Here is a 26,314-nt window from a genome sequence, read left to right as displayed (position 1 = left end):
AATCTTAGATCATCGAATCGCGAGCAGTGTGTTGCTCGCGTGGGATTTACTCTGCGGTAGCTGTTTTAACTGCTTGGCCGACGCACAGGGCGCGGCTGATACAACCTTGGGCGGCTTCATCTAACATCACACATTGTTTGATGATAATGCCGTTAGCGCCTTTATCTGCAGCGTTACGGCGGGCTTCCGTTCTGGCATCGGCTAATGACGCAGGTACGCTGTTGACATCGGCCTGACAGGATTCCCCTTGGACCAAACCTTTTAATTCATAATGACCTTTTGGCAAGGTATCGCCTTCATAGAGGGTGACATCGGATGCCTTGAAATAGTCATTGATCGCCTCACCGTCCAAATTACTGTTAAAACTGTAGTCGCTTGCACAGGCACTGAGCAGTAGCACTAATGCACTTGAGAGGATAATTTTCATGGTTTGACCTGAGATTGAGGAGAAAACTGCGCAGCCTTGGTAGGCTGCGCCGATGCGATATTATTATCTGAGTAAATTCTACCGCTTAAGGTACTTTTGATAAAGCTGCTGATGGCGATTATTCAGATCTATCTGCCGTCCTTCAATCCAGATAGCCTCAATCTTATTGGTCATAGGGTCGAGAATGTCCCCCTCGGACAATACAACACTGCCTTGGTATCCCACGGCAATCGCCCCTAAATCCTCGACATCTAACAGTTTTGCGGCATCTAAGGTGATCGACTTAAGCGCTTGCTCAGGCGTTAAACCATAGGCGGCGCTATAACCTGCTGCATAGGGTAAGTTACGGCTATTCCAGTCCGATGAGAACCCAAGGGCGAAGGGAATCCCTGCATTAGCAAGCAAGGAGGGGATTTTAAAGGGCAAATCTACTGGTTCATCTTTACGCTTAGGCAGACTCAAGGTATGAGGATAAATGACCCCAGCTTTAACTTCCCTCAGGCTTGAGGCCAAACGCCATGCATCGTATCCGCCGACAATTACCAATTTGAATTGGTATTTTTTTGTCAGGGCAATCACTTGCTCAATTTGACCAACACTGTCGGCATGGGCAAACAGTGTCGCTTTACCTTGGTATAGCGGCAACATGGCCTGCCAGCGCAGGTTGTTGGTTGCAGACTGTGGATCTTCATTCTTGTTGTCTTTACCGCTGGCCATATCACTTAAGAAATAGCGATAGCCATCCTCAAAGGCGATATTGAGCTGGTCGATTTCTTGCTGATTTTTCTCGATGGCTTTGGCTTTCTTTTTTTCATCTTCTGGCATGCGTTTAATTTGCGGCCAGTAGACATGGAACTGTCCTGCACTGGGTGTCAGTGCATCCTCTATCGTCCACGCATCGAGATCCACTAGCACCGATTGGCCAGCAATACCATCGCCGCTCGGGACGATTTGCGCGTGGGTAATGCCGTTGAACCGTATGGTCGGAATGAGCTCCGAATCCGCATTGTAAGCTGTGGCTGTGCTGATCTGCGGGTTGATATAACCCACCTCGGCGTTATCAACCGTGGGGCGGCTCATTTCAATTTCAACTAAGCCTAAACTGGTATCTAGGGCGATTAAGCCCGGATACAAGTGTTTACCGCTGGCATCGACGACTTGAGTGTCACTGGTTTCTGCGGTTGCACTGTTGGTTTGGCTGGTCAGTTGAGGTCCAACGGCCGTGATCTTGCCATTTTCAATCAAGACATCAGTGTTGCTGAGCACGCCTTGACTGACTGTGTGCACTGTGGCGTTTTTAATCAGTACGCTGCGGCTTTGTTTAGGTGTAGGCACGATATCGCTGGCCATAGCTGGGGCCAGCGTGGTGCAAATCGCGCCCAGTAGCGCCGCAAACAAAACGGGTTTAGATGAATGTTGCATTATTTGGCTCCCTCATGAGTGTGGCCCCATGCCTGATAGTGGGTGTCGCAGTGCCACTGTGGCTCGTTTAGTGGCGTGACTTTTTCACCCGCTTTGGCTTGATCATCACTGCTGAGAATTTTTTGGATAAGTGCGGCGCGCTCGTTGACTACGGCGAGCTGGGCGGCTTGGTCTTGATCGCGGTCAAAGTAGCGTTTTCCTTCAACCCATGCCTGCGTCACTTTGGCATAAATCGACAGTGGCTCTGCGTTCCACAGCACGACATCGGCCATTTTTCCTGGGGTGAGTGAACCCACAAATTCATCGACTCTTAATTGTTTGGCTGGATTGATAGTGACCATGTTCCAAGCATCTTCCTTCGACATATTGCAATACATCATAGATTTAGCCGCTTCTTGGTTGAGTCTGCGCTGCATTTCATAGTCGTCTGAGTTTATGCTGGTGGTCACGCCTTTGTTTTGCATCAAACACGCATTTTGTGGAATCGCGTCGTACACCTCAAACTTATAGGCCCACCAATCGGCAAAGGTCGAAGCGCCAGCGCCATGGGCGGCCAGTTCACTCGCCACTTTGTAACCTTCGAGCACATGGGTAAAGGTTTGCACTTTAAAGTGATAAGCCTCAGCTAAGCGGATAAACATCAGGATTTCTGACTGCACATAGGAGTGAATGTGCACATCACGCTGCTGATTTAATACTTCGGCCACTGCTTGCAGACGGTAACTTGGGCGCGGTGCAACGGTTTTTTTCTTATCGCTGGAGCGCAGGTCATCATAGGCTTTTAACGCATTTTCATAGGCGATGGCGGCATCGAAGGTCTCTTCAAATAAGGCTTTGACTCCCATACGCGTTTGCGGGAAGCGTTGCACAAATTTCTCGCCCCAATTACTCTGTTTGACGTTTTCACCTAAAGCAAACTTGATACTGGCGGGCGCGTTAGCAAATTTAAGTTGCTCGGCCGTTTCGCCCCATTTCATTTTGATCAGTTGCGATTGGCCGCCAATAGGATTGGCGCTGCCGTGGAGTAATTGCGCGCTGGTGACGCCACCCGCTAAGGCCCGATAGAGTGAAATATCGTCGGGATTAATAATATCGCCAATGCGTACCTCAGAGGTCACAGCATCCGTGCCTTCGTTGGTGCCACCATTAATGGCGATATGCGAGTGTTCATCAATAATGCCCGCGGTAAGATGTTTACCTGTTGCATCGAGGACTTGATAACCAGAAGGCGTACTGAGTTGCTGGCCAATTTTTTCGATGCGGCCATTGGCCATCAAGAGATCTGCATGTTCGAGAATGCCTTGCTTATCCGAGGTCCACAGGGTGGCATTTTTGATGTGCAGCTTCTCGATCTTAGGTGCTTCGCTTAGTCCATAAGCAACGTTAGGGAAGGTGAGGTGACTCACTAGGCTCGCGTTGGCTTTATCCTTGGGCGCTTGATGGTCATCTTGAGTGGCATTATCAACCGCTGCAGTTTGCGCTATCGCAATACCAGCAACATTTGTGGTGCGACTCTTGGCATCGACCATACGACCTTGAATGCCGTCATCGGCCATCCACAGCGTAAAGCGGCTAAGACCATTGATGCCCGCGGCGCTCAAATCGGCAGTAAAGCTTAATCGACCGTCGTCATCTAATTTAAGTTGGGTGAGCGCGATACTTTGCTCGCCACTGCTTAAGCTGCCTTGGATTTTGGGTTTATCACCTTTGCTCGCATCTTGCAGCGATAAATCCAGTGTGAGGTTATTGAGGCTTAATTGGTAATCCCCCAGTAATCTTGCTTGGGGCAGTGAGCGAAGACTTTGCTGCTGACCTTGCAACCAAACACTGTAGATCTGGCCATCTTTAAAGATATTGCCCTTAGTGACTACAAAGTCTGCCATGTAACCGGGTGCGAGTTTGCCGGTAAAATCTGCGGTGCCTGTCATCTCGGCGGCTTGGGTGGTCAGTGCAGCTAAGGCTTGCTCTTCAGTTAAACCTTGAGTAATGGCTTGGCGCAGGCGCGGCCAAAAAGCATCTGTCTTAATGCCAAATTGCGTTAGTGCGAAGGGAATACCCGCTTTGGCAACTTCTGCTGGATTGGTTGGCGCACGTTCCCACTGTCTTAAATCCGCCAGGGATACTTCGCGATCGGCATTATCTGTCTCGACATCGGGCGCCTGTGGATAGTTTAAAGGCAAGATTAACGGGTAGTTCAGCGCCTTTAACTCATTGATGCGCGAGTATTCTTGACCATTACCGAGCAGGTTGGCTGGCAGTTTATGTTCTTTGAGTAAATGGGCGGCACGCAATTGATCATTGAGATTTTTGGTTTCAAAGATAATTTGCTTATCGGCTAAATTATCTAAGCGCTCAAAGGCGATATTAAATTCGACTTGATTGTTTATTGCGCCATTGGCCGATTTGTTTTTATTTTGGTTATACCAATTGGCGTCGGCAAAGGTTTGTCTAATAAGCGCAATACTGCCCATTAATGATGAGGGATAATCTTGTTCAGATGAGCCTTTATCAAATGCCATAAAAGGTTGACTACGGGCGCGATAAATCACTTCGTTGGCGGTTTTGTCTGCTAATGACAGACTGACAGCCGTCCCTCGGAAGATTCCGTCGAGTTTGCTACTTTGCACACTCGTAAAGCCATTATTGATCCACTCTTTCGCGCGTTCTTTATTGGGATAAACGTAATTAAACCATTCTTTTTCAGAATGAATTGCGCCATTGTCTGCATTGCCGCCGATACGTTTAATATCGTAGACAGGACGAGTGAGCCCAAGTTTTGGATATTCGAACTCAATCCCATAATCGGTGAAAGGATCGATAAATCCAGGGTAAATAGTATAATCACTCAAATCGATTTTAAATGCGCCAGCTGGAATGTCACCGTGCTCAATAATGGCTTTAATTCGATTATTTTCAACCAATAAAGTGGCATCGCTTAAACGCTTACCCGGCGCAATCATTAATTCAGCATGGGTAAAAGCCGTGAGTTTATTGGAGGTTGTCCCTGTATTGATTTGGGCATATGTGGTCTGTGAGACTAAGCTAGCGATCATGCTGCAGCTTATAATTATCTTATTGTTTATCTGCATTATTTTATTCAATCGAGTGAGGGTGAATAAAGAGTAACTGAAAGCAGATGTAAATACTAAGGTTGAATTGTAACGCAATTTGAGCGGGAATGAGGCGTGGGATTAACGCTTGTTGTTTTAGATTGCAGTCAATAATGGATATAAAAAAGCCCGCAATGAATGCGAGCTTTTATGCAAATAGGTGTTGGTTACTCGAACCGCCGCACCGAATTGGATTAGATTAAGAAATCTTCCATAGAACGACCTTTGTTGATCTCGTTCTTAAATACGGTGGGCATACGGCCTTGGCCAGTCCACTGAACCATTTCACCGTCAACTTCGATTTGGTATTTAGCTGGACGAGGAGCGCGTTTTTTCGCGGTTGCTTTAACAGCTACGCCACCTAAGTCATCAATGGATAAACCAACGGCTTCCATTTGTTGACGGATTTCTTCAATCTTAGCATTACGAGCTGCCATGGCTTGTTCTTCTTCCTCAGCCATAGACTCGCGTTCTACTAAAATTTTATCTAATTTGTCGGCTAAATCACGTAACTCTTCAACGCTAAGTTCTTTAACTGCTGCTTTAAAACGACGGCCGTGAGTTAATATCTCTAAAAATTCGCTCATATCTATTTTCGTCCCACTCTAATTTTTAATACAGGATAATGGTGAACAACACCTAAATGATAGAAACTAATATAGCTCGAATCAAATAAAATTATGCGTTTTAAGTAAATTAAATATTATTTATATTTTGAACTTTTCTTATTTACTCAAATAAGTGTCCAAAAAAGTAGCCGTTGCGCGGATTAAAAAATGCAAACAGGCGTTTGACTTTGGTTGACGTTAACGTTAACAGGACGTAAAGTTGCTCTATCCTGCATTGGTATTAACCAATGTTTTGTCCATGTACATGAAAGTGTAGGAAGGAAACCCTATGAAAGTATTGGTGCCCGTTAAGCGCGTTGTTGATGCCAATGTGAAGGTCAGGGTCAAAGCTGACAATACAAGTGTTGACACTGCAAACCTAAAAATGGCGTTGAACCCTTTTTGTGAAATCGCAGTAGAAGAAGCGGTTCGTTTAAAAGAAGCGGGTAGCGCTACTGAAGTGGTTGTTGTCAGTATTGGTAATAAAGCCGTGCAAGAACAATTACGTACCGCGCTCGCATTAGGCGCAGACCGTGCGATTCATATCGATACTGAAGAAGAACTGGTGCCAGTATCTATCGCCAAATTGCTCAAAGCGGTACAAGACAAAGAACAAGCTGAACTGGTGATTTTTGGTAAGCAATCTATCGATGGCGATAACAATCAAACCGGCCAAATGTTCGCAGCGCTGATGGATATGCCACAGGCGACCTTTGCTTCTGAAATCAAATTGGAAGGCCAATCTGTGCAAGTCGCTCGCGAAGTTGACGGTGGTATGCAAACCTTACTTATGCCGCTGCCTGCAGTCGTGACTGCCGATCTACGTTTGAACGAACCTCGTTATGCTTCACTGCCTAACATTATGAAAGCCAAGCGTAAGCCATTAGAAGTCTTTACTGTCGCTGACTTGGGCGTGACGTTAAAGAGTCACCAAACGGTTGTGAAGGTCACTCCGCCAGCAGAGCGTAAAGCAGGCATCATGGTAGCGTCGGTAGCTGAGCTAGTTGAAAAGTTAAAAAATGAAGCGAAGGTGATCTAAATGGCCATTTTAGTATTAGCTGAACATGATAATGCCGCACTGAAACTCGATACGGCAAAAATCGTCACTGCCGCCCGCGCCATTGGCGATGAAGTGCATGTACTGGTTGCGGGTCACCAATGTGGCGAGGTTGTCCAAGCTGCACAAGCACTACAAGGCGTTAGCCAAGTGCTCGTTGCCGATGCCAGCGTGTATGAAGCGCATTTAGCGGAAAATTTTGCCAAATTGCTGGTGGACTTAGCGCCAAACTATGGCCACATTCTGGCTTCTGCTTCGAGCTTAGGTAAGGACACGCTTCCGCGTGTGGCAGCATTATTAGATGTTGCGCAAATCTCTGAAGTCATTACCGTCGTCAGTGCGGACACTTTTGTGCGCCCTGTGTATGCGGGTAACGCCTTAGCGACAGTGCAAAGCCATGATGCCATCAAAGTGATGACAGTGCGCGCCAGTGCTTTTGATGCTGCGCCAGAAGGTAACAGCGCGGCTGTGACGACACTCGATAAAGTGTTTGAAGCGAGAACTCAGTTTGTGTCTCAATCCCTGACGGTATCAGCCCGTCCAGAATTAGGTAATGCTGGCATTATCGTTTCTGGCGGCCGTGGTATGGGCAGTGGTGAAAACTTCGGCATGTTAGAGCAGCTTGCTGACAAGCTCGGTGCTGCGGTTGGCGCATCACGCGCGGCAGTTGATGCTGGCTTTGTGCCTAACGATTTACAAGTCGGTCAAACTGGTAAGATTGTTGCTCCTAACCTCTATATTGCCGTGGGGATTTCTGGCGCGATTCAACATTTAGCGGGCATGAAAGACGCGAAAGTCATCGTTGCTATTAACAAAGACGCGGAAGCGCCTATTTTCCAAGTTGCCGATTATGGCTTAGTTGCCGATTTATTTGAGGCGGTTCCTGAGCTGATCACAAGTCTCGGTTGATTTAAAGTGTGATCTAGGTCACATTAAGTGGCTTTGCGCTAGCATCTGCTAAGCCGCTTATGTTTTTATGTGCCTCACGCCCGCGTACGGGCGTTCTTAGAAGTAGAGGCGCGCCAAATATTAGTAGTGATCAGTAGGGTGATTCCGTTGATCGATTGCGAAAGGATTTGGTGCCGAAGTGGTTCGATTTATCACGATCAACTGCTGGGGTTGTACCTAATAGGTGCAACACTGCCATAGTATTTTCCGATACGGATATTGGAAATAGTTACTATGGAGCGCTACTGATAGGACAGGTGACCTTGGGTATCTATTGCCTTTCCCCACCAGTTCAGTCGCCCTCCATTCGTATTTAACGAAGATAATAATCAATGACTGTTATGAATTATGCCGATTCGGCACTTTCCTTGCTGCCGCCTGCGGTGGCTATTGTGTTGGCGATCTTAACTCGCCGTGTACTGCTTTCTTTGGGGTTAGGTATTTTAATTGGTGCTTTATTGCTCAATCAATTTTCACCTGTAGCGACGGGTGAATTTGTATTTAATGGTGTTAAAGGACTTTTTTGGACGGGCGAAGGCCTTAATTCGTGGAACTTATATATTCTCGGTTTCTTAATTGTACTGGGAATGATCACAGCGTTAATTACCGTAAGTGGCAGCGCGCGGGCTTTTGCCGATTGGGCTCGTTTACATATACGTAATAAACGTGACGCTAAATTATTAACTATGTTTTTAGGGTGTGTGGTTTTTATTGACGACTATTTCAATAGCTTAGTCGTAGGTTCGGTTGCTAGACCTGTTACCGACCGTTATTATATTTCCCGCGCTAAGTTAGCTTATTTATTGGATTCGACTGCGGCACCTGTGTGCGTTATTTCTCCAGTATCAAGTTGGGGCGCGTATATTATTGCACTTATTGGTGGAATATTAACGGCCCATGGTTTTGCAGATACGGGCCATTTGAGTATTTTTATTCAAATGATCCCAATGAACTTCTACGCAATCTTCTCCTTGTTGTTATTACTTTTCGTTGTCTTTATGGGATTAGATGTTGGGCCAATGCGCGAGCATGAACTCAATGCCCAACGTGGTAATTTATACGATGAGTCAAAGGGATTACCGCCTGGAGCCAATGCGGATTTACCTGAAGCCGAAACCGGTAAAATCTTAGGTTTATTCCTGCCGATTACAGTGTTGGTATTTGCGACCCTGTATTTTATGATCAACAGTGGCGCTCAAGTACTTGCCACTGAAGGGATTGAATTTAATATTATTTCAGCGTTTGAGAAAACCGATGTCAGTTCATCCCTTTTCTTTGGTGCATTAATCGGTTTAGCGATTTCGTTGATATTGAATTTAGTCCAAGGCGTTGAGAAATCAATGATAGTCAAAGGCATAGTGCAGGGCGCTCGCTCTATGCTGCCAGCGATTTATATCCTGTTATTTGCTTGGACTATCGCAGGCGTGATTGGCCAGCTCGAAACCGGCAAGTTTATGGCGAGTCTCGCGACGGGCAATATTCCGTTCGCCTTTTTGCCAGCCCTAATGTTTGTGTTAGCGGGTATTACTGCGTTCTCAACCGGTACTAGCTGGGGCACGTTCGGTATCATGTTGCCGATTGCTGCGGATATGGCGATGGGAAGTCACACTGGCATGATGTTGCCTATGCTTGCTTCTGTGCTGGCGGGCGCGGTATTTGGCGATCACTGTTCACCGATTTCCGATACTACGATTTTGTCGTCTACGGGCGCGAGTTGTCACCATATCGACCATGTCGTCACTCAGCTACCGTATGCATTGATTGCGGCGTTTATTAGCTTAACGGGTTATGTCGTACTTGGATTTACTGAGTCAGTTGTGGCTGGTTTAGTGGCCTGTAGTGTGGTGTTTGTGGTTAGCATCATAGTGCTAAAAATCAAATCTAAAGGCGCAATTAGCTAAACGCTAATTGAAACCTTGCACGGCAAAAGTTCACTGCGAATAAGTCAAAATAAATCAGCCAGCATTATGCTGGCTGATTTTTTGGTTAACGCTCTGCTTAACTTAATCTATAACCTAATCGCATTAAGGCTATCAACACTGAGTTTAAAGTGCTTGTTGCTTAGGTTTTTTGTAGCTTAGAGTGCTTGATCTAGACCGCGGCGTTTAAGCAATCCTTGTGTGGTTGGCTCTTGTCCACGGAAGTTTTTGTAGGCTTCCATTGGCGCTATGCTATTGCCCACTTCACGAATGGTTTTGCGGTATTTCATGCCGATTTCACGATTGAGCCCGCCTTGGGTTTGCACATAGGCAAAGGCATCCGCCGCTAAAATCTCACTCCACATATACGCGTAATAACTTGCCGAGTAACCACCGGGGAAGGCGTGGGCAAAGTAGGTCGACTTATAGCGTGGCGGCACGGCGCTGATGTTTAAGCCGTGCTTTTTCAGGGCATTGGCTTCAAAGGTGGCCACATCTTGCAGTGGTGCATCTGGGCTTAATGAATGCCACTCCATATCCACTAATGCGGCGGCCATGTATTCCAGAGTGTCGAATCCTTGGTTAAAGCTGCCAGATTTCAGCAGTTTTTGCAGCAATTCGTCGGGAATGGGTTTGCCAGTTTCATAGTGTTTAGCGTAGTTGGCTAACACTTTTGGATGGGCCGCCCAATCCTCTTCGAAGGTCGATGGGAATTCGACAAAGTCCCGTGAAACCGAAGTGCCCGCCAGACTAGGGTAAGTCACTTTAGAGAACATGCCGTGGGTGCCGTGGCCCATTTCATGGAACATGGTGGTGACTTCGTTATAGCTGACGAATGTGGGTTCACCCTCTGGCGCTTTCTTAATGTTCATCACGTTGACGACCACAGGTTTAGTGCCTTCAAGGAAGGATTGGCCGACAAACGAACTCATCCAAGCGCCGCCACGTTTACCTTCACGGGCAAAATAGTCGGCGTAGAAAATGGCCATGCTTGAGCCATCGGCATCAAACATTTCGTAGGCTTTCACATCGGGATGATAAACCGGTAAATCTGGGCGAGGTTTTAGGGTGACGCCATAGAGTTCTTTGAGTGTGTAGAACACGCCATCTTCGAGGACGCGGTTAAACTCAAAGTATGGGCGAATGCTATTACCATCAAGGGCGTATTTTTCTTGGCGGACTTTCTCGGCGTAGAATTCCCAGTCCCATGGCGCCAGTTCAAATTTGCCGCCAGTCTTGTCGATCATGGCTTGAATATCGGCCGCTTCTTTCTCTGTATTTGCGACTACGGCTGGCACCATAGAGCCAAACATGCTGTAAACCGCTTCTGGCGTTTTGGCCATTTGCGGCGCTAGGCGATAACTCGCCCAGTTTTCATAACCTAATAGGGTGGCGCGCTCAGCGCGCAGTTGCGCTAAACGAGATACCAGCGACGCCGTTTCGTTTTCACCACTTAAGCCACGGTTAGCTGAGGCTTCCCAAATGCGTTGGCGCAGTTCACGGTTTTCCAGTGAGGCCAATACGGGCTGACGAGTGGTGTTGGTGATATTGATCAGATACTTGCCATCGTGACCCGCCGCTTTAGCATCGTTTGCGGCCGAAGTGATGTCGCTGTCAGTTAATCCTGCAAGTTCATTCTTTGACTCCACGACCACGGCGATTTCTTTAGTTAGGCGCAGTAAACGCTGGGAAAACTCATTGGTCAGTGTCGATTGTTCTTCGTTAAGAGCACGGATTTTCACTTTTTGTTCGTCGGTGAGTTTTGCGCCCGCCATGATAAAGCGTTGATGATAGACCTCAACCAAACGCACAGCTTCTGGGGTTAAACCTAGGTTGGTGCGATCGTTATAAATGGCTTCGATACGGGCAAATAGCGCTGGGTTTAAGTTGATGTTGTCCGAGTGCGCCGCCATTTTTGGCGCCATTTCACCTTGAATTTTACGCAGCTCTGGATTGCTGTTCGAACCCGCTAGATTATAAAACACACTCGATGCGCGGCTGAGCAGGGCACCGCTTTTTTCCATAGCCACAATGGTGTTATCAAAACTGGCCGCTGCGGGATTATTCGCAATCGCGAGGATTTCTTGATAGTGCTCGGCCATGCCTTGCTCTAGGGCAGGCGTAAAATGCTCATTCTTGATGAGGCTAAAGTCGGGCGCTTGATATTGCAGACTACTGACTTGAAACAAGGGGTTTTGGACTTGTACCGACATGGCGTTAGGGGCTTTGCTTTCTGTGTTGCTACAACCTGCCATAAATCCGGCGGTGAGCGTGGCGCCGATGGCGATGGCAATAAAACGTTTACGCATAATTGAGTGACTTCCTTTGAATTGTTGTTTTTTTTAGGACTGTAACGTTAGTAACTTAAATGGGACTGAAAATGGCTTGTTATGGGGCTGTATCTAAATAAAAAGGAGTCCCGTGTTGATGAGACTCCTTTGGCGATTTCCTTGCAGGGAAAATCGGTACCGCTTTTTACTGACTATTTAATCATGCGATGATGAAATGATTAATTAGCGAGTAAACTTGTGGTATTTATCAATACCAGAGCTTCTACCTGTGTTATGACATACTGCACAGGATTCAGTCGTTGGTTGTTTAAACCAATCTGCCACGCTAGGAACGCTGATCTCACCACCGTTACTCACCATGTGCGCTTTCGCAGAATCAATCGTATGGCAGGCATAGCAGTTTGCAGATACAGGGCTTGTCATCTTGCTACCGGGTTCTAAAATGTATTGATTTGGAATTTTATCTAAATCAATCGCTTTATCATGGCAGGCAACACAACTGGTGACAGGATTGATCGCCCCTGCACCGTTAGCCGCATTCGCTTGAGTTCCATCCGCTTTCATTTCACCGACTTTAGCGCCATTACCCCAGTGCCAGCTGTGAACCATAGGGCCAAAACCTGCGCCTAAGGCGGCTGATGTCCGCGCCATGCCGTTGTCATGGCAAGCAATACAGCCATTACCGCCGTCATCGAAGGCCCCATTTTTGTGGAATGCAGTGGCATCGTTATGACAAGTAGTACAGCTGTTAGCGCTCACTATCTCACGACGTTCGAAGCCAGAGACTTTTTGAGTCGTGACTGGGTTAACGACGTCTGAGTAGGCGGTAAAGGATACGCCCATAGAGCCGTCATAACCTGTCGCTCTTAGGCTGCCATTACTTTGATAACGTTGATTGCCATCATATTCCATCCAATCTGCGGTACTGAATGTCACGCGGGCAGAGTAAACATAGTTAGCATTCACTGCGCTGATATCCGTCAGTAAGTGACAGATATTCTTAGTGCCGTCGGTGTTGTAACCATAGTAATAGTTAGTACGGTTACCTGGGCGGCCCACTAAACTGCCATTGTCATAGGCGTGCAGATAGGCACTGGCATATACCAGCGGTTTCTTGGCATCAAACACCAGCGGATTTGAATAGTTGAAGTTATCTTTGATACTAAAGATATTGCCATCAACATCCTTTACAGTAAGTGTTGTACACCAGCCTGGGGCGGCGACTGCGGCTGCAGCACCTGTTGGCGCATAGTGATCTGTTTTCGTTGATATATCATCGACTTTAACTGGGGCCGCTAATGTCACTTTGTACTTAGCGCGAATAGCTTGGCGTTCAGTAATACCTGACTTACCTTCATGCATAGTACGGACATCGGCACCATTACTTGGGATGATGACACCTGGCACGCCACCGCTATCATGGCAATCGATACAACCGGGTCCTGCTACGTTGATGTTAGTTGGAGCTTCAACGTGACAAGATGTACAGTTTTGTACTGAAAAGTCTTTAGTAAAATCTTGGTGATTAACATGGCCAATCTTAGACAGGGTGTTAGTCGCATAGCCACCTACAGAGAAACCTTCCGCATTGACAGCGCCGCGACTCACTGAGCCGTGACATGCTAAACAGCCTTCTACGAAAGTGACTTCACCGTCCATACCGGTTGCAACATAGCTTGCATGGCGGCGAGGACTGGTTGCGTAATCGACGTGACACGAATAGCAACTATCGGTTGTGGTGGAATGAGTGCCTTCGGGTTTATTGACAACTAAGGGGGCTGAACGTGCGATACCTGTTGCGCTATTGCCGCCAACGCGTAACCACACAATACCTTCAGTGCTCGGGTTTACCCCTAACATTGGGGCCACAAAAGTGTAGTGACCGTCGCCTAAAGAGGTCAGTGTGGCGCCTTCTGTCGCTTGAGTTGCCGCGCCACCAATATGCACATTGTCTGTAACGCCATTGAGATCACTTTCGGTACGGTTATTGATAAAACCTTTATCGGTCAACGCCGCGACTTTAGCCTCTGCGTTTTGCAGTCCGTTGATTAAATTATTATTCTCATCGGTAATTTCAAATTCGTAACTGATACTGCCTTCGCCAAAGCTGTAGTTGATCACTTTGACGTTCGTCAGCGTTGAGCTAGTGACTGGCGGTGGTGTTCCAGGTTCTCCTGGCGTGCCAGGTGTTCCCGGAATACCGGGCGTGCCTGGAGCCCCATCGACACCATCTTTGCCATCATCGCCACAACCAACAAGAGCACCAGTTAGTGCTAGAGCCACTAAGTATGCCAGTTTTCTAGAGGTGAAAATTCTCATCATTATCTCCATTTGATCCAATATGCGCATAAAGGACGGAGTGGAGCACTAAAGTTTGCAGGGTAGATTAGTGCTTTGACCGTTAGCTTTAATTTGCAAGCTATCGAATACTTTCTTTTTTTAAATTGAGCACATTTTGTCTCGAATGAAATACTACTGTTAACGTTATGTTTGTTTTTTTGAGCGCAACCCCATTAACACTTAATACTTTGGAGGTAGATCTCACTTTTGAAATTTAGCTTTATTCACTATTTCCTTATAAAACAACATTTAAGGTTCAGTTAAGCTTGTGTTAACAAAATTTAATCATTTTGTGGCTGGTGATGGCTTTTATCGTGCTAAGGATTAAATAAAGTGAGCTGGAGTTGGTTAAGTCGACGATGGGAGAGTAAAACGCTGGATAAGTCAGCGCAGTTGCAGTAATTCATGATAAAAGCTTAGTCGCTGCTAGTGTTCTGATGTGAAGCGCAATGTTAGACTAGCGGCCAATTTGGCTCCGATGGTAGACGCGTAAGCGCTAACGTTTTTTAAAGGGTATAAGTCTTGGCTCAATTGTATTTTTATTATTCGGCGATGAACGCTGGTAAATCCACTTCCTTATTACAGTCATCCTATAATTACCGCGAACGCGGTATGAATACCTTAGTGATGACAGCCTCCATAGATGACAGATATGGCAAAGGTAAAGTGGCCTCGCGCATCGGCATTGAAACGGATGCACAGGTTTTTAGCAGCCAAGATGATCTGACTCAGATGATTAGCGATGTGCATCAAGCCACACCATTAAGCTGTGTGCTGGTGGATGAGTGCCAGTTTTTGAGTAAAGAACAGGTTAAGCAGCTGACGCATGTGGTCGATAATATTGATATTCCCGTACTCTGCTATGGCCTAAGGACCGATTTCCAAGGTGAACTCTTTAGCGGCAGTCATTATTTATTAGCGTGGGCCGATAAGTTGGTTGAGCTGAAAACCATTTGCCATTGTGGCCGCAAAGCCAACATGGTGGTGCGCCTCGACGGTGACGGCAAAGTGATGCGCGAGGGCGAGCAAGTGGCGATTGGCGGTAATGAAAGCTATGAGTCCGTTTGCCGTAAACATTTTCGTGAGTTTATCTGGGATTAGTCTTTGCTAGCTGGGTGTAGTTGGCGGTGAGTTTTTTGTGTGGCTTATTGGCCCGTTCTGTTTCTGAGTCACAGTGTTTATGAGTCACATTGCTGCTAAGTCACAGTGTCGGCGAGCTTAATCGTTGAAAATACCTGTGTATCAACAAATTAAGACTTGGCGAAATTTACTCTTTGCTTAAAAATAGTATAAGTGGCCAGCTTAACATTAGCGTGAGTGAGTGGCGGTTGAGGATTATGGATACCACTCTTTTGGGTGAAACAAGGTTTGAGAAAGTGTGGATATACTATTCCACTATATAGAACGGATAGCTAAGGCCTAATGAACGTAATGGCTTAATGAGTTGATGTCTTGCTTTACTGAGTGGCAACGGATTTGCTGAGTTGCATGAAAGATATTTATTTTAGTGTTTTTTTGGAGCTGTTTTGCCTAATTCCCCGTCAGAGATGAAGTTCGAAAATTATCGTCCTCGTCCACCACAACCTGAACCTAAGGTAAAGGTTAAGACTCCGCGTAAAGCCAGATCAAAGGGCAGAGTCTGGTTCTTATTTTTTATTTTGATTTGCTGTATCGCATTATTGATTGGCCTTGAAGTGAAAACCTCGTTTTATCAAGCCAAATATATCAATCAATATGCAAAGACGCTCACCTATGAATTAGAAAACTCACCGAGCACAGCGGTGATTTATCCAAGTTATGGCCCTTTCGATGAGCGCCATGGCTATAGCAAGTTACCCCAGTATATCGACCGATTAATGCAACGGAATTTTCAGGTGACGCAGCAAGTGGCGTTTTCGCCTGCCTTGCAGGAATACGCGCAGCTGGGATTTTTCCCGCCTTATCACGAAAAGGCGCAATCAGGCTTAACGCTGCTCGATTGTCGCAATACCGATTTGTACGAGTTCGCCTATCCCAAACGGGTTTATCAGGACGACGATAAGATCCCCAATGAAATCGTTAATACCTTATTATTTATTGAAAACCGCGAGTTATGGACCACGGAAGATAAACTCAATCCCGTGATCGACTGGCCACGTTTTGTGGTGGCGGGGATGAGCCAAATTGCAGAGATGGTCGGCATGAATGTGTCAACCGCTGGTGGCAGTACGCTGGCGACTCAGATTGAAAAATTCCGCCATTCTTCCCAAGGCTTAACTTTAAGCATCAAGGATAAGTTACTGCAAATTGGCTCGGCCAGTGTGCGCGTGTACCAGCAAGGTGAGAATACCGAACCCGCTCGTAAGCGCATCGTCCAAGATTATTTAAACACAGTGCCATTATCCTCGGCGCCAAATCATGGTGAAGTGCATGGTATAGGTGACGGGCTGTGGGCTTGGTTTGGCACCGATTTCGATACCGCAAACAAGCTGTTAGCATCGCCACAAATCAAGGGTAATGCCGCCAAGCGTGGACAAGTATTCCGCCAAGTGGTCGCGCTGATGATCGCTCAACGTCGCCCTTCATACTATTTATTGCAAGGTCATGAAGATCTTGAAAATTTAGTCGATAGCCATATCCGCTTACTCGGCCAATATTACCTTATTGACCGTGGTCTGCGTGATGCCGCACTCGCGCAGAAATTGCAGTTTAGGGTCACAAAGCCGCAACGAAATACGCAATCGGGCGCCGATAAGGGCGTGAATACAGTGCGTATTCGTACCGCGGGCATGTTAAATGTGGGGCTGTACGATTTAGACCGACTCGACTTAACAGTAAACAGTAGCTTACACAGTGATTTACAGCAGCAAGTGAGTCACTACTTACGCAGCCTGGCGCAAGTGTCGACCGCTGAGCAAGTGGGTTTATTGGGCGAGCGTTTACTCGAGCCAAGCCAACTGCAAAACGTGCTGTATAGCTTTACGCTTTACGAGCGTACCGACACCGCCAACCGAGTTCGTGTGCAGACCGACAGTACCGACCAACCCTTTGATATTAACGAAGGCAGTAAGTTGGAACTGGGTTCAACCGCTAAATTGCGGGTGATGGCGACCTACTTAGAAATCATTGCTGAGATCCACGAAAAATATTCTAAAAAACATGGTATTGAACTGGAATCTATCATTATCGAACCTAGGGATCACTTAACCCGCTGGGCGATTGATTACTTGATTGTGAATCCTGACAGACGTTTAGATCGCATGTTAGATGCAGCGCTACAGCGGGAATATTCTGCCTCAACCAGTGAGCAGTTCTTTACCGGTGGTGGTTTGCATGTGTTTAATAACTTTAAAAAATCGGAAGATGTTAAGACTCCGACACTTTATCAAGCTTTGCAGGATTCGATTAACTTGCCGTTTGTGCGCCTCATGCGCGACATAGTCAATTACAGCAGCAGTATGCAAAATGAGGGCAATATGGCCCAATTGCTGCGTAACGATAAAGATCCGCGCCGCGACGAATACCTGCGGGTATTTGCCGATAGAGAGGGCAATACCTTCGTCACTAAGTTTTATCGCAAGTATAAAAAAGTGGCTGCGAATGAGCGTTTTGGGATGTTCTTCGACGGTTTATCCCAGTCGGAGCAACAATTAACGTCGGCGTATCGCTACCTCTTGCCCGATGAACCTATGTCGGCATTTAAGGCTTTTCTGCAGCAAAGATTGCCGCAGGTGAGTTATACCGATGGTCGTATTAAGAGCTTATATAACAAGTACGGTCCAGATAAATATAACTTGCCAGATCAAGGCTATATCGCACGGGTGCATCCGTTGGAATTGTGGGTGCTGGATTATCTTAATCACAATCCCGATGCCAATTTGAACGATGTGAAACAGGCGAGTGAAGCACAGCGCCAAGAGGTTTATCGTTGGTTATTTAGGACGCGACATAAAAACGCCCGTGACGTTCGAGTGCAAGTGATGCTCGAAGTGGAAGCCTTCCTCGATATACATCAGCGTTGGGCGCGTTTAGGTTACCCCTTTGATGCTATGGTGCCATCCTTAGGTTCGGCGCTCGGCAGCTCGGGAGATAGACCTGCGGCCTTGGCCGAACTCATGGGCATTATTCAGAATGATGGTTATCGTTTGCCTACCGTGCGTATCAATCAGCTGCATTTCGCCGCCGATACGCCCTATGAAGTGACGCTGGAGAATCAGAACACCCAAGGTGAGCGAGTCATGCGCCATGAAGTCGCGCAAGCCTTAAAAGCGGCGCTGGCGAACGTAGTGCAAAACGGTACTGCCCGTCGTTTGAAGGGCATTTTTACCGATGAAAAAGGCGAGATGTTAGCCATAGGCGGGAAAACCGGCACCGGTGATAACCGTATCGTGACTCAGATGCAGCAAGGTAAAAAAGTAGCGACGACTGCCATGAACCGTACCGCGACCTTCGTGTTTTATCTGGGGGATAAATACTTCGGCACTTTGACGGCCTTCGTGCCCGGCAGTAAATCCGATGATTTTAGTTTTACCTCGGCGCTGCCATTACAAGTGATGAAAGGCATGATGCCTATTCTGTCTCCCTATGTGAAAACCGAGCAGGGTATGTGCGTGGTAAACGAATAAAGACAGGAGTTTAGAGCCGTGCTAGTAATTGCAATCTAGTAACTGCCCGCTAACGACAAAGAGTGTTCCTGATGAACACTCTTTGTCGTTTTATCGCTTTAATTATCTATCGATTCTTGTAGGAGGGTTTTAACGTCTCATACCAAGCGATAAAGATTTATCATGAATAATTAAACTGTCCGCCTAAATAGCAGGAGTTTTGGCCGATTAACGGCATTCTCTGACTTGAAAATGCCCAAAGCAAGATAACTGAGTTACGCAGCATTAATTGTCATTGTTTTCCCAGTGACACGCCATAAACTCGTCCCTGAGGGCTCTACTAAAACATCCATGTTTTAGAAGGTCACTGGTGCAACAATGCCAATCTTACTAACCCTCTTGCTGCTCGTTTAGCTAAAAAGCTATTGCCCCAAAGCTGGCTAGCATTCATTTAGTGAATTGAAAACTGACGAATGAATTGCCCTACAAAATCTCATCTATTTACCCAATTTTTGGCCCTACCGTAAAGCGACTAACAATATATGGGTATACAGTCGTATTTAAATTTAGATGCTTTTGAGTGTTTTTAAACTCATTAGTTTACGCGTTTATCCAGCCTAAAATTTATAAAACCCTTAAAAATCATCCGCATAAACTTTCCCAAAATTAGTTAATCGGTTTGGAAAACGCGCATGCGCGTTTTTCCGGATGGTGTATTAGATAAAAAGCTGATAAGTTCTTTGCAATACAAGCAGTTAATGATGCGCGTTTTTACTGGTCTAATGAGGTAAACGCGCATGCGCACTAATAAAATGTTAGTTTACAAAGGGAGTTTGGTGGTGTTTGAGAGTATTGCGATCTATTCAGGATTAATTGCAACAATCTGGATATTCATTGGTGTTTATGTAGCAAGTAGGTTTTATGCTGGTTACAGCCATTCAAAGCAATTTTGTAGTGAGTTAGGTGCGACTGGTAGCCCAACTGAAAAATTGTCTCCTTTAATTAATAATTATCCTCTTGGTTTTCTATTTTGCTTTTTCGGTTGGTATCTGGCTCAACTCTCAAATGTTTCAACTTTAGTGAATATTGCTGGTTGGTTAGTTATAGCTCATGGTGTTGGTACATGGGTCGCCGGTTACTTCCCAATGGACGCCGATCCATTTACTAAGAATCCAACTTTTAATTGTAAGGTACATTCTTGGGCAGGTTTTATCATGTTGCTTTCATTAGTTGTAGCACCAATATTAATTGCTATCAGTCCAACAACTGAAATTATTCCATTATATTTCCGCATTTTTTCATTGGTTTCTGTTGTCGCTGCTGTTTATTTTCTTTTCGCAATGGCTAAAGCTGTAAAATCCCAAAGCAATCCTGGCATCCATCAGCGTATTTCATATGGCTTTCAGCTAATTTGGCTAAGTGCTTTTTCACTAGTATTGGCGTAATTGTAAACTAACAAGCAAATTAATCAGGACAAATAACAGTTGGTTTTTGCTCCTGCATCGCTTATTTTAACCAACTGATATTTTCCCATTATTTGGGCGTTACATACTTAGGAATCATCGTGCCCAGTCAGGAAGATATCTGCAAAAAATTTAATGCTTCATATACCTCTTGCTTAAGTAGTGACAAGCTCGGGGTAGCTCTTGAGACCCTGGGCAAACTACCAATTAATGGCGTTAGGCATAAAGCAGAGAATGGCACATGTGGCTGGTATATTTGGTGCGGCGAAGATCTATCGGAAGATGTTGACTTCTTTAAACCTTTACATGTTTCTCATGTCGGAGAATACCTACCCGAAGTTGAGGCATATTTATCACTTCCAGAGGGTTACCGTTTTTTGTTGGCAGGCGATTATGAGGATGTTTGGTATGATTCCGGTGTTATCGGTATGTAATCGGGTAGCCGGAGGTATCTAGCCTCCAGCCCCCACACCACCCTGCATGCGGCTCCGCACAGGGCGGTTCATTTAGAACGCCTAACCTGTTTTCTGGTTCGGATAGTGAACCGCGATCCATCCATCTCTCAGTGAATACAATCCTGCTTTCTTAAGATACTCATTACTCAGCGCTTGCTGTATTCCTGGTGTTTTCGAGCTCCGCCATGGGCCTTTACTTGTGATCCCACAAGCAACGGCAGCTTGGATCCTGACGCCACGTTTAAGTAAGTTTTGTACCTTAGTCCGCGGTTTTCGCCACTGACGCCAGTAGCACATACGCACTCGACGACGGATCCAATGGTCTAAATCGACACACCCTTGATAAGCGTTGGCTATGCCAAAGTAGTTGATCCAGCCTTGCATGTATTGCCGTACTTTAAACAATTGATATCCCATGCTAACGCCCCAATTTCGGTTCGTCAGGCGTTTCATCTTTTGTTTAAAAATGTGTAATGTTTTAGCATGCCACTGGATCTTCCCGCGGTTAAAGGTAAAACCGAGGAACTTGCTTTGACCTACCTCTACCACTTGGCTTTTCTGTTCATTAACAACCAGTTTTAGCTTAGTGGCAAGGTAGCGAGTAATACTCTTGAGTACCCGCTCTCCCGCTCGAATAGACTTTACCAAAATGATAAAGTCGTCCGCGTAGCGGGCGAATTTGTGCCCTCGGCTTTCCAGCTCTTTATCAAGACTGTCCAACATAATGTTAGAGAGTAATGGCGAGAGTGGGCCGCCTTGAGGCACGCCTTCGAAGCTTGCTTCAAATTGGTCGTTGACCATCACACCAGCTCGCAGGTATTTACCAATAAGCGCCAGCAGACGCTTATCCTGTACCTTGATCCTCAATTGAGTCATCAACAGGTCGTGATTTACTCGATCAAAGAACTTGGACAGATCAACATCGACGGCAAATTTGCGCTTCTGTTTGATGATATCTCTGACTTGCAAGACCGCTTGTTTGGCATTCCTATTCGGTCTAAAGCCGAAGCTATTAGCCGAGAAGAAAGGGTCAAACAACGGCGTGAGAATTTGAGCAATAGCTTGCTGTATCACACGATCAATGACGTTAGGGATACCCAGTTTGCGTTTATCGCCATCGGGTTTGTCGATCTCTACGCGTCTGACTGCTGAAGGGTTATATTCACCTCGTTCCAGTAGAGATTTACACCGTTGCCAACCGCCTTGTTGCATCCAAAGCGGGAAGGCTTCGATAGTCATGCCATCGATGCCAGCCGCGCCTTTATTGGCTTTAACTTGACGCCAAGCTCGGTGTAGATTTTCAGGTTCGAGTAGTTGTTGGAATAAATCGCTGTTGAAGGCCGGTTGCATATCAATACGCTGCCGATAGTAATCGTCTGGCGACGTAGTGGGTATCGACAAGTTTGACAAGACTCCTCCTTCTTCTAAATGTTCAGGCCTTCACCATATCCCAACCATTACGATGGGCGTTGGGCTACTATGCCGTCTGCTGACTTCTGCTTAATCACATACCGAGTTACCCCGTCATGCGCTATCGGTTTTCATCTGGTTCGCTCTTTTCAGTCGATGAGATTGAAAAGCCAAGGCACTTAATAGACCAGAGCCTTACTGGTTATTGACCGATCGCGTGTTAAGCAGATCTCCCCAGATAAGAACATGAACTTTCTTTGCACTGCTGCATCATTTACGGTGGCCATTAGATCACGTGGTTTCGTCGTCTTGTGCCAACTCACCTCTAGCCTACGCCTCATATGATGTTCTTGTTCATCAGCTCGCAAATTTGCTAGCGGCTTCCTTCAGACCAATCCTCGCGGATAAGCCCTTGCCATTCGCTAGTAGTTAACGTTTAATAACAGCATGTTATTGAACGGTGACCTTCCTACAGAGGACTTTCACCTCATTAGTTCATGCCCATGCTGGGCGTACACAAAGTCATATACAGCGAGCTACTTTTCCGTCGCTCAAATTATGACGAAAAAGACTGCCATAATTTAATCAACTACAAAGTAGCCGCGTAATGGCGGCGTTATATGCCACAAGGAGATTTGGCTTGTCGATTAGACTTCTTACTGAACGTTACCAACTTAATATCATTGCTCCTTTTCATTTAAGCGTTAATGGCGAAAAATACATCATTGATGCGCTAATTGAAGGTTATGGTGCACGTAAAGGCATGCTGATCTTTAAAAATGCGAATACTATTAAAGACATAAGGGATGAGATTGTGGCTTTGGGATATGGATATTCTTGTTTCGATATTAATACCAATGATGTAGCTGAAGGTTTTCAAGAAGTGCTAGATGACTGGGGTAAAAGTGGCATATAACAAGTTGCCTAAATTCGCCGCAAAAAAGTGCGGCTGGGACAAATACTCACAGGGCTTCGCCCAACAACGTTCGCATTTGCCCCTTGGCAAAGCGTTATATGCTTAAAGGGATTTAGTAACTTTAAATGAGCGTTATAAAACTTAGAAAGTTGGCAATATCTGCCTTTATTTTTTGTTTTGTATTATTTCTGTGGTCATATTATCGGATGGAAACATGTGGTTATGATTGCGGCATATTTACACTTCATAATGGAGGCTCAACAGTTTTTTATTATTTGCTATCCTTCTGGCTCGGGTTAGCATTTCTAGCGACTTTCTTGGGATCTACTTATTATTTATTTAGACTTAAACGCAAAATCAATTAGTACTAAATTAAAACGACAAAGGTAGTAAATTGCACGCATATAAAAAACATCATGGTGGGAATTTTACTCGCTGAAAAAGCGCTCCTAAAATCCCCATATGTTAAGCGTTAGCCCATAGAAATTTTAATTCGAAATTCACTAATTCGAGCTAAAAGTCTAACTCGGAATTTGTCCAAAAATGAGTTATCTTGAGTATGAAACTTTAATACTCAATTGCTGTTCTATTTATGCACCTAAGCGTAGATGAGTATGATGCTTTATTTTTCCACGTATTCAATCTGATGCTGTAGAATCAAGCACATGTGACGATTCAGTATAAAACTTTATTCCTCTCCCACCATTGAGCTTGTTGCACTGATCAAAAGGCTGTGGTTAAAGCGAGTGCTTAAGATTACTACGGTGAGATCTGGTAGATTTTTGATTTTGCTTCATCGGTCACAAGATAAATTAACCCATCAGGCCCTTGCACGACTGAGCGTAATCTTTGCCCCAATTCATTTTTCAGCAGCCGTTCTTCTTTAATAATCTTGTCGCCATCAAGTACTAAACGTACGAGCGTTTTTTCCTTTAGGCTGGCGAGTAAAATATTATTTTGCCACTGCGGAAATTTGTCACCTGTGTAAAACATAAAGCCCGCCGTGGCAATTGAGGGAACCCATTTGTAGACGGGTTGCTCCATTCCAGCTTTGTGGGTGCCTTCGCCTATTTTGCCGCCACCGTAATTCTCACCATAGGTAATCACAGGCCAGCCATAGTTTTTGCCCGCCTCATCAATATTGAGTTCATCGCCGCCCTGCGGTCCATGCTCGCCAGTCCATAATACTTTGCTGGTGGGATTAATGGCCGCGCCTTGCATATTGCGATGACCGATAGACCAGATCTCGGGCAAAGCGCCCGCCGTATTAACGAAGGGGTTATCCTTAGGCACTGAACCATCGGCATTAATCCGCACCACTTTGCCTAAATGATTGTCTAATGTTTGGGCGCTATCTTTTTCGCTGTAGCGGTCGCCAAGCGTAATAAACAGCGTGCCGTCAGGCGCCCACACTAAGCGAGAACCAAAATGGTGGCCACTGTTTATTTTGGGTTGCTGACTAAAAACGCGGCTGAGATTTTCAAGCTTGTTGCCATTGAGCGTGGCAAAACTCACCGCTGTGCTATTGAGCTCGCTTGCATCACCTTCAGCGGGTTCTGAATAACTGAAATAGATTTTTTTGCTGCTGGCAAAATCGGGTGCAAGCACCACATCGAGTAAACCACCTTGTCCCTTGGCATATAGTGGTGGCAAACCCGTTAAGGGTTGGCCCACTTTGCCTGCGGCGCTGACAATACGCATTCTTCCGGCGCGTTCAGTTACGAGCATGCTGCCGTCGGGTAAAAATGCCATACCCCAGACATTTTCTAACCCTTGGGCTATGGTTTTTACTTGAATGTTACCCGTTTCCGTTTTGACGCTAATGGTTGCAGCACTAGTGGTTTGCGCGTAAATAGCGGGCGAGCTTGCAACAAGACACAGGGCAAGACTTAAGGTACTGAGCTTCAAGGCCTTTAGCTTCAAGCTGCATAGTTTCTTCAAGCTGCATAGTTTAAAGGTGATCCGTTTCATCGCTATCCTTAGTCACAGTGCTTTCCTAAATGATGGCTCAGAGTAACAAGCCAGTAACCTAAGGGCAATTTCTCGATGTGACCTTGTAGCGAAACTTATCTGTCTTGTCCCCTTGAGTCCAAGAACTGCGCGTTGGCTAATGCATTCAAAGGCTAACGTATTAAAACTTTATGTATTAAAACCTTGTTTCACGCATGAAAGCCTAGCGCATGAAAAACCCTAAGGCCATTGCCAACCCAACTATCACAATAAAGCCGCGCAGCAAGGGCTGTGAAATACGATAGGCCAGCGCCGCGCCGACATAGCCGCCGATAATCGCCATCACAGCAAGCAGCAACAGATATTGCCCATCGATAACATTGCCCGCGGCATAAACCACAACGGCGATGGCGGTGAGCAGGGCAGAAATGAGATTTTTAAGACCGTTCATCCCATGTAGATTGGTCTGCCCCATCAGCCCAAAACTTGCGAGCAGTATAATGCCTAAGCCACCATTAAAATAACCGCCATAGATACACACAGCCGACAGTATCATCAGTGCTGTCATCGGACTTAACATTGGCGTTGAGGGGTTTTCGCCTTGCTCAGCGATTCTTCGTTTGAGCAACCAAGGGCCAACAATAAAGGCCGCGGTGGCCAGTAAAATTAGCCAAGGGATCAGTTTTGCGAAGACTTGCTCGCTGGTGGTCAGCAAAATACCCGCGCCAATACTGCCGCCGATTAAGGCAATCAAGATCAGATGCTTAAGGCTAAGACTCGCCGGATATTCGATATCTTTTCTAAAGCGCCAAGCACTGGCGATATAACCGGGTAACAGCGCGGCTGTCCCCGTTGCATTCGCCGCAATCGGTGGAACCCCGACAAACACTAACGCCAAAAGAGTAATAAAACTGCCACCGCCGGCAACCGCATTGAGCATTCCGCCTAAAAAGCCAGCGAGTGCAATAATAAGCCAGTCCATAGATACCGCTCCTTTGGGCAATGAGAGAGTTAAACTGAGTGTTCATCTGAGTGCTAAGAATGAGTCTGTTCTCGTGAGTCAATCTAAGTACGTCACCCTAACAGGATGATTTAGATATCCCAAACACCAGGCATAAAAATAACTGCAGCTATGGCTTCACTTTGCTCGGTAAAAACATCTTCTCCCCAGCAATTTTGCCCACGTTCTTGATAATAAACTTTAAAGGTACTGAGCATAGGTGTTCGAATGCAATACCAACCATCGAAGGTATTCTTGGCAAAATGCACCCAATGCTGCGCATCGGCTGTTTGGATTTGCTGAACGAGTAATTCATTTTGTGACAGCAAAGCCGCAAGTTCACTCTGGGTGGTGATCTGATGCTCGGCTTTGATTGCCTCTAGAAGATTTTTTAGTGTAATCATGGTGTCCCTTG

General features: G+C 46.0%; 18 protein-coding genes and 1 riboswitch. Of the genes, 8 read left to right on the top strand and 10 right to left on the bottom strand.

What is annotated here, in order from left to right; genetic code table 11:
* Positions 1–46: 46 nt before the first annotated feature.
* From rcsF to AC5YB3_RS03970, 4 genes are all read right to left on the bottom strand, one after another.
* Positions 47–427, bottom strand: coding sequence for an Rcs stress response system protein RcsF (rcsF, locus tag AC5YB3_RS03985; RefSeq protein WP_006082342.1), 381 nt, complete (start codon positions 425–427; stop codon positions 47–49).
* 78 nt (positions 428–505) lie between these two features.
* Positions 506–1,849 carry an amidohydrolase family protein gene (locus tag AC5YB3_RS03980; protein ID WP_494526605.1) on the bottom strand — a complete coding sequence of 448 codons (1,344 nt, stop codon included), beginning with the start codon at positions 1,847–1,849 and terminating at the stop codon, positions 506–508.
* Positions 1,849–4,938 carry an amidohydrolase family protein gene (locus AC5YB3_RS03975; protein ID WP_494526604.1) on the bottom strand — a complete coding sequence of 1,030 codons (3,090 nt, stop codon included), beginning with the start codon at positions 4,936–4,938 and terminating at the stop codon, positions 1,849–1,851. The genes AC5YB3_RS03980 and AC5YB3_RS03975 overlap by 1 nt, the downstream gene beginning before the upstream one ends.
* Before the next feature lie 215 nt (positions 4,939–5,153).
* Positions 5,154–5,546, bottom strand: coding sequence for an H-NS histone family protein (locus AC5YB3_RS03970; protein ID WP_006082339.1), 393 nt, complete (start codon positions 5,544–5,546; stop codon positions 5,154–5,156).
* Positions 5,547–5,856: 310 nt separating this feature from the next.
* On the opposite strand from AC5YB3_RS03970, the gene AC5YB3_RS03965 reads away from it, so the two are divergent.
* From AC5YB3_RS03965 to AC5YB3_RS03955, 3 genes are all read left to right on the top strand, one after another.
* Positions 5,857–6,606 carry an electron transfer flavoprotein subunit beta/FixA family protein gene (locus AC5YB3_RS03965; protein WP_006082338.1) on the top strand — a complete coding sequence of 250 codons (750 nt, stop codon included), beginning with the start codon at positions 5,857–5,859 and terminating at the stop codon, positions 6,604–6,606.
* Positions 6,607–7,533 carry an electron transfer flavoprotein subunit alpha/FixB family protein gene (locus AC5YB3_RS03960; RefSeq protein ID WP_432320105.1) on the top strand — a complete coding sequence of 309 codons (927 nt, stop codon included), beginning with the start codon at positions 6,607–6,609 and terminating at the stop codon, positions 7,531–7,533.
* A 95-nt stretch (positions 7,534–7,628) separates the two neighbouring features.
* Positions 7,629–7,825, top strand: a riboswitch (Lysine riboswitch).
* Positions 7,826–7,904: 79 nt separating this feature from the next.
* Entirely contained in the window at positions 7,905–9,473 is a 1,569-nt protein-coding gene (locus AC5YB3_RS03955; protein ID WP_071939629.1) for a Na+/H+ antiporter NhaC family protein, read from the top strand.
* A 176-nt stretch (positions 9,474–9,649) separates the two neighbouring features.
* Here the strand turns inward: AC5YB3_RS03955 and AC5YB3_RS03950 are convergent, their stop codons facing one another.
* Both AC5YB3_RS03950 and AC5YB3_RS03945 read right to left on the bottom strand, forming a co-directional pair.
* Complete coding sequence (locus tag AC5YB3_RS03950; protein WP_494526603.1) at positions 9,650–11,800, bottom strand: M3 family metallopeptidase; 2,151 nt, start codon at positions 11,798–11,800, stop codon at positions 9,650–9,652.
* 204 nt (positions 11,801–12,004) lie between these two features.
* The gene (locus AC5YB3_RS03945; protein ID WP_494526602.1) at positions 12,005–14,101 is read right to left on the bottom strand and encodes a multiheme c-type cytochrome; all 2,097 of its coding nucleotides are present in this window, start codon (positions 14,099–14,101) and stop codon (positions 12,005–12,007) included.
* 543 nt (positions 14,102–14,644) lie between these two features.
* Here AC5YB3_RS03945 and AC5YB3_RS03940 point away from each other — a divergent pair.
* The 4 genes from AC5YB3_RS03940 (at position 14,645) to AC5YB3_RS03925 (ending at position 20,602) form a co-directional block, all read left to right on the top strand.
* On the top strand, positions 14,645–15,223 hold the full coding sequence (locus AC5YB3_RS03940; protein ID WP_261271414.1) for a thymidine kinase: 579 nt from the start codon (positions 14,645–14,647) through the stop codon (positions 15,221–15,223).
* Between the two features lie 425 nt (positions 15,224–15,648).
* Positions 15,649–18,726 carry a transglycosylase domain-containing protein gene (locus AC5YB3_RS03935; RefSeq protein WP_006082332.1) on the top strand — a complete coding sequence of 1,026 codons (3,078 nt, stop codon included), beginning with the start codon at positions 15,649–15,651 and terminating at the stop codon, positions 18,724–18,726.
* An 818-nt stretch (positions 18,727–19,544) separates the two neighbouring features.
* Positions 19,545–20,150, top strand: a complete 606-nt coding sequence (locus tag AC5YB3_RS03930; RefSeq protein WP_006086154.1) for a DUF998 domain-containing protein — start codon at positions 19,545–19,547, stop codon at positions 20,148–20,150.
* Positions 20,151–20,269: 119 nt separating this feature from the next.
* The gene (locus tag AC5YB3_RS03925; RefSeq protein ID WP_494526601.1) at positions 20,270–20,602 is read left to right on the top strand and encodes an immunity protein Imm33 domain-containing protein; all 333 of its coding nucleotides are present in this window, start codon (positions 20,270–20,272) and stop codon (positions 20,600–20,602) included.
* A gap of 81 nt (positions 20,603–20,683) precedes the next feature.
* On the opposite strand, the gene ltrA is transcribed toward AC5YB3_RS03925, so the two are convergent.
* On the bottom strand, positions 20,684–22,033 hold the full coding sequence (gene ltrA, locus AC5YB3_RS03920; protein WP_494526090.1) for a group II intron reverse transcriptase/maturase: 1,350 nt from the start codon (positions 22,031–22,033) through the stop codon (positions 20,684–20,686).
* A 607-nt stretch (positions 22,034–22,640) separates the two neighbouring features.
* Here ltrA and AC5YB3_RS03915 point away from each other — a divergent pair.
* Positions 22,641–22,949: a hypothetical protein gene (locus AC5YB3_RS03915; RefSeq protein ID WP_494526600.1), complete on the top strand. Its 309-nt coding sequence runs from the start codon at positions 22,641–22,643 to the stop codon at positions 22,947–22,949.
* A 759-nt stretch (positions 22,950–23,708) separates the two neighbouring features.
* On the opposite strand, the gene AC5YB3_RS03910 is transcribed toward AC5YB3_RS03915, so the two are convergent.
* The 3 genes from AC5YB3_RS03910 to AC5YB3_RS03900 form a co-directional block, all read right to left on the bottom strand.
* Positions 23,709–24,920: a PQQ-dependent sugar dehydrogenase gene (locus AC5YB3_RS03910; RefSeq protein ID WP_494526599.1), complete on the bottom strand. Its 1,212-nt coding sequence runs from the start codon at positions 24,918–24,920 to the stop codon at positions 23,709–23,711.
* Positions 24,921–25,122: 202 nt separating this feature from the next.
* Complete coding sequence (locus AC5YB3_RS03905) at positions 25,123–25,881, bottom strand: sulfite exporter TauE/SafE family protein (RefSeq protein WP_494526598.1); 759 nt, start codon at positions 25,879–25,881, stop codon at positions 25,123–25,125.
* A 110-nt stretch (positions 25,882–25,991) separates the two neighbouring features.
* Positions 25,992–26,303, bottom strand: a complete 312-nt coding sequence (locus AC5YB3_RS03900) for a cytoplasmic protein (protein WP_494526597.1) — start codon at positions 26,301–26,303, stop codon at positions 25,992–25,994.
* Positions 26,304–26,314 lie beyond the last annotated feature (11 nt).

It is taken from the genome of Shewanella sp. 1311 (genome assembly GCF_059338235.1).
Note: the sequence above shows the minus strand (reverse complement) of the source record. Positions and strands in the feature narration are given on the sequence as shown.

Bases quoted from the DNA above. Each gene is read 5' to 3' on its own strand.
- rcsF (WP_006082342.1), bottom strand. From the start codon at position 427: ATGAAAATTATCCTCTCAAGTGCATTAGTGCTACTGCTCAGTGCCTGT.
- AC5YB3_RS03980 (WP_494526605.1), bottom strand. From the start codon at position 1,849: ATGCAACATTCATCTAAACCCGTTTTGTTTGCGGCGCTACTGGGCGCG.
- AC5YB3_RS03975 (WP_494526604.1), bottom strand. From the start codon at position 4,938: ATGCAGATAAACAATAAGATAATTATAAGCTGCAGCATGATCGCTAGC.
- AC5YB3_RS03970 (WP_006082339.1), bottom strand. From the start codon at position 5,546: ATGAGCGAATTTTTAGAGATATTAACTCACGGCCGTCGTTTTAAAGCA.
- AC5YB3_RS03965 (WP_006082338.1), top strand. From the start codon at position 5,857: ATGAAAGTATTGGTGCCCGTTAAGCGCGTTGTTGATGCCAATGTGAAG.
- AC5YB3_RS03960 (WP_432320105.1), top strand. From the start codon at position 6,607: ATGGCCATTTTAGTATTAGCTGAACATGATAATGCCGCACTGAAACTC.
- AC5YB3_RS03955 (WP_071939629.1), top strand. From the start codon at position 7,905: ATGACTGTTATGAATTATGCCGATTCGGCACTTTCCTTGCTGCCGCCT.
- AC5YB3_RS03950 (WP_494526603.1), bottom strand. From the start codon at position 11,800: ATGCGTAAACGTTTTATTGCCATCGCCATCGGCGCCACGCTCACCGCC.
- AC5YB3_RS03945 (WP_494526602.1), bottom strand. From the start codon at position 14,101: ATGAGAATTTTCACCTCTAGAAAACTGGCATACTTAGTGGCTCTAGCA.
- AC5YB3_RS03915 (WP_494526600.1), top strand. From the start codon at position 22,641: ATGGCGGCGTTATATGCCACAAGGAGATTTGGCTTGTCGATTAGACTT.
- AC5YB3_RS03910 (WP_494526599.1), bottom strand. From the start codon at position 24,920: ATGAAACGGATCACCTTTAAACTATGCAGCTTGAAGAAACTATGCAGC.
- AC5YB3_RS03905 (WP_494526598.1), bottom strand. From the start codon at position 25,881: ATGGACTGGCTTATTATTGCACTCGCTGGCTTTTTAGGCGGAATGCTC.
- AC5YB3_RS03900 (WP_494526597.1), bottom strand. From the start codon at position 26,303: ATGATTACACTAAAAAATCTTCTAGAGGCAATCAAAGCCGAGCATCAG.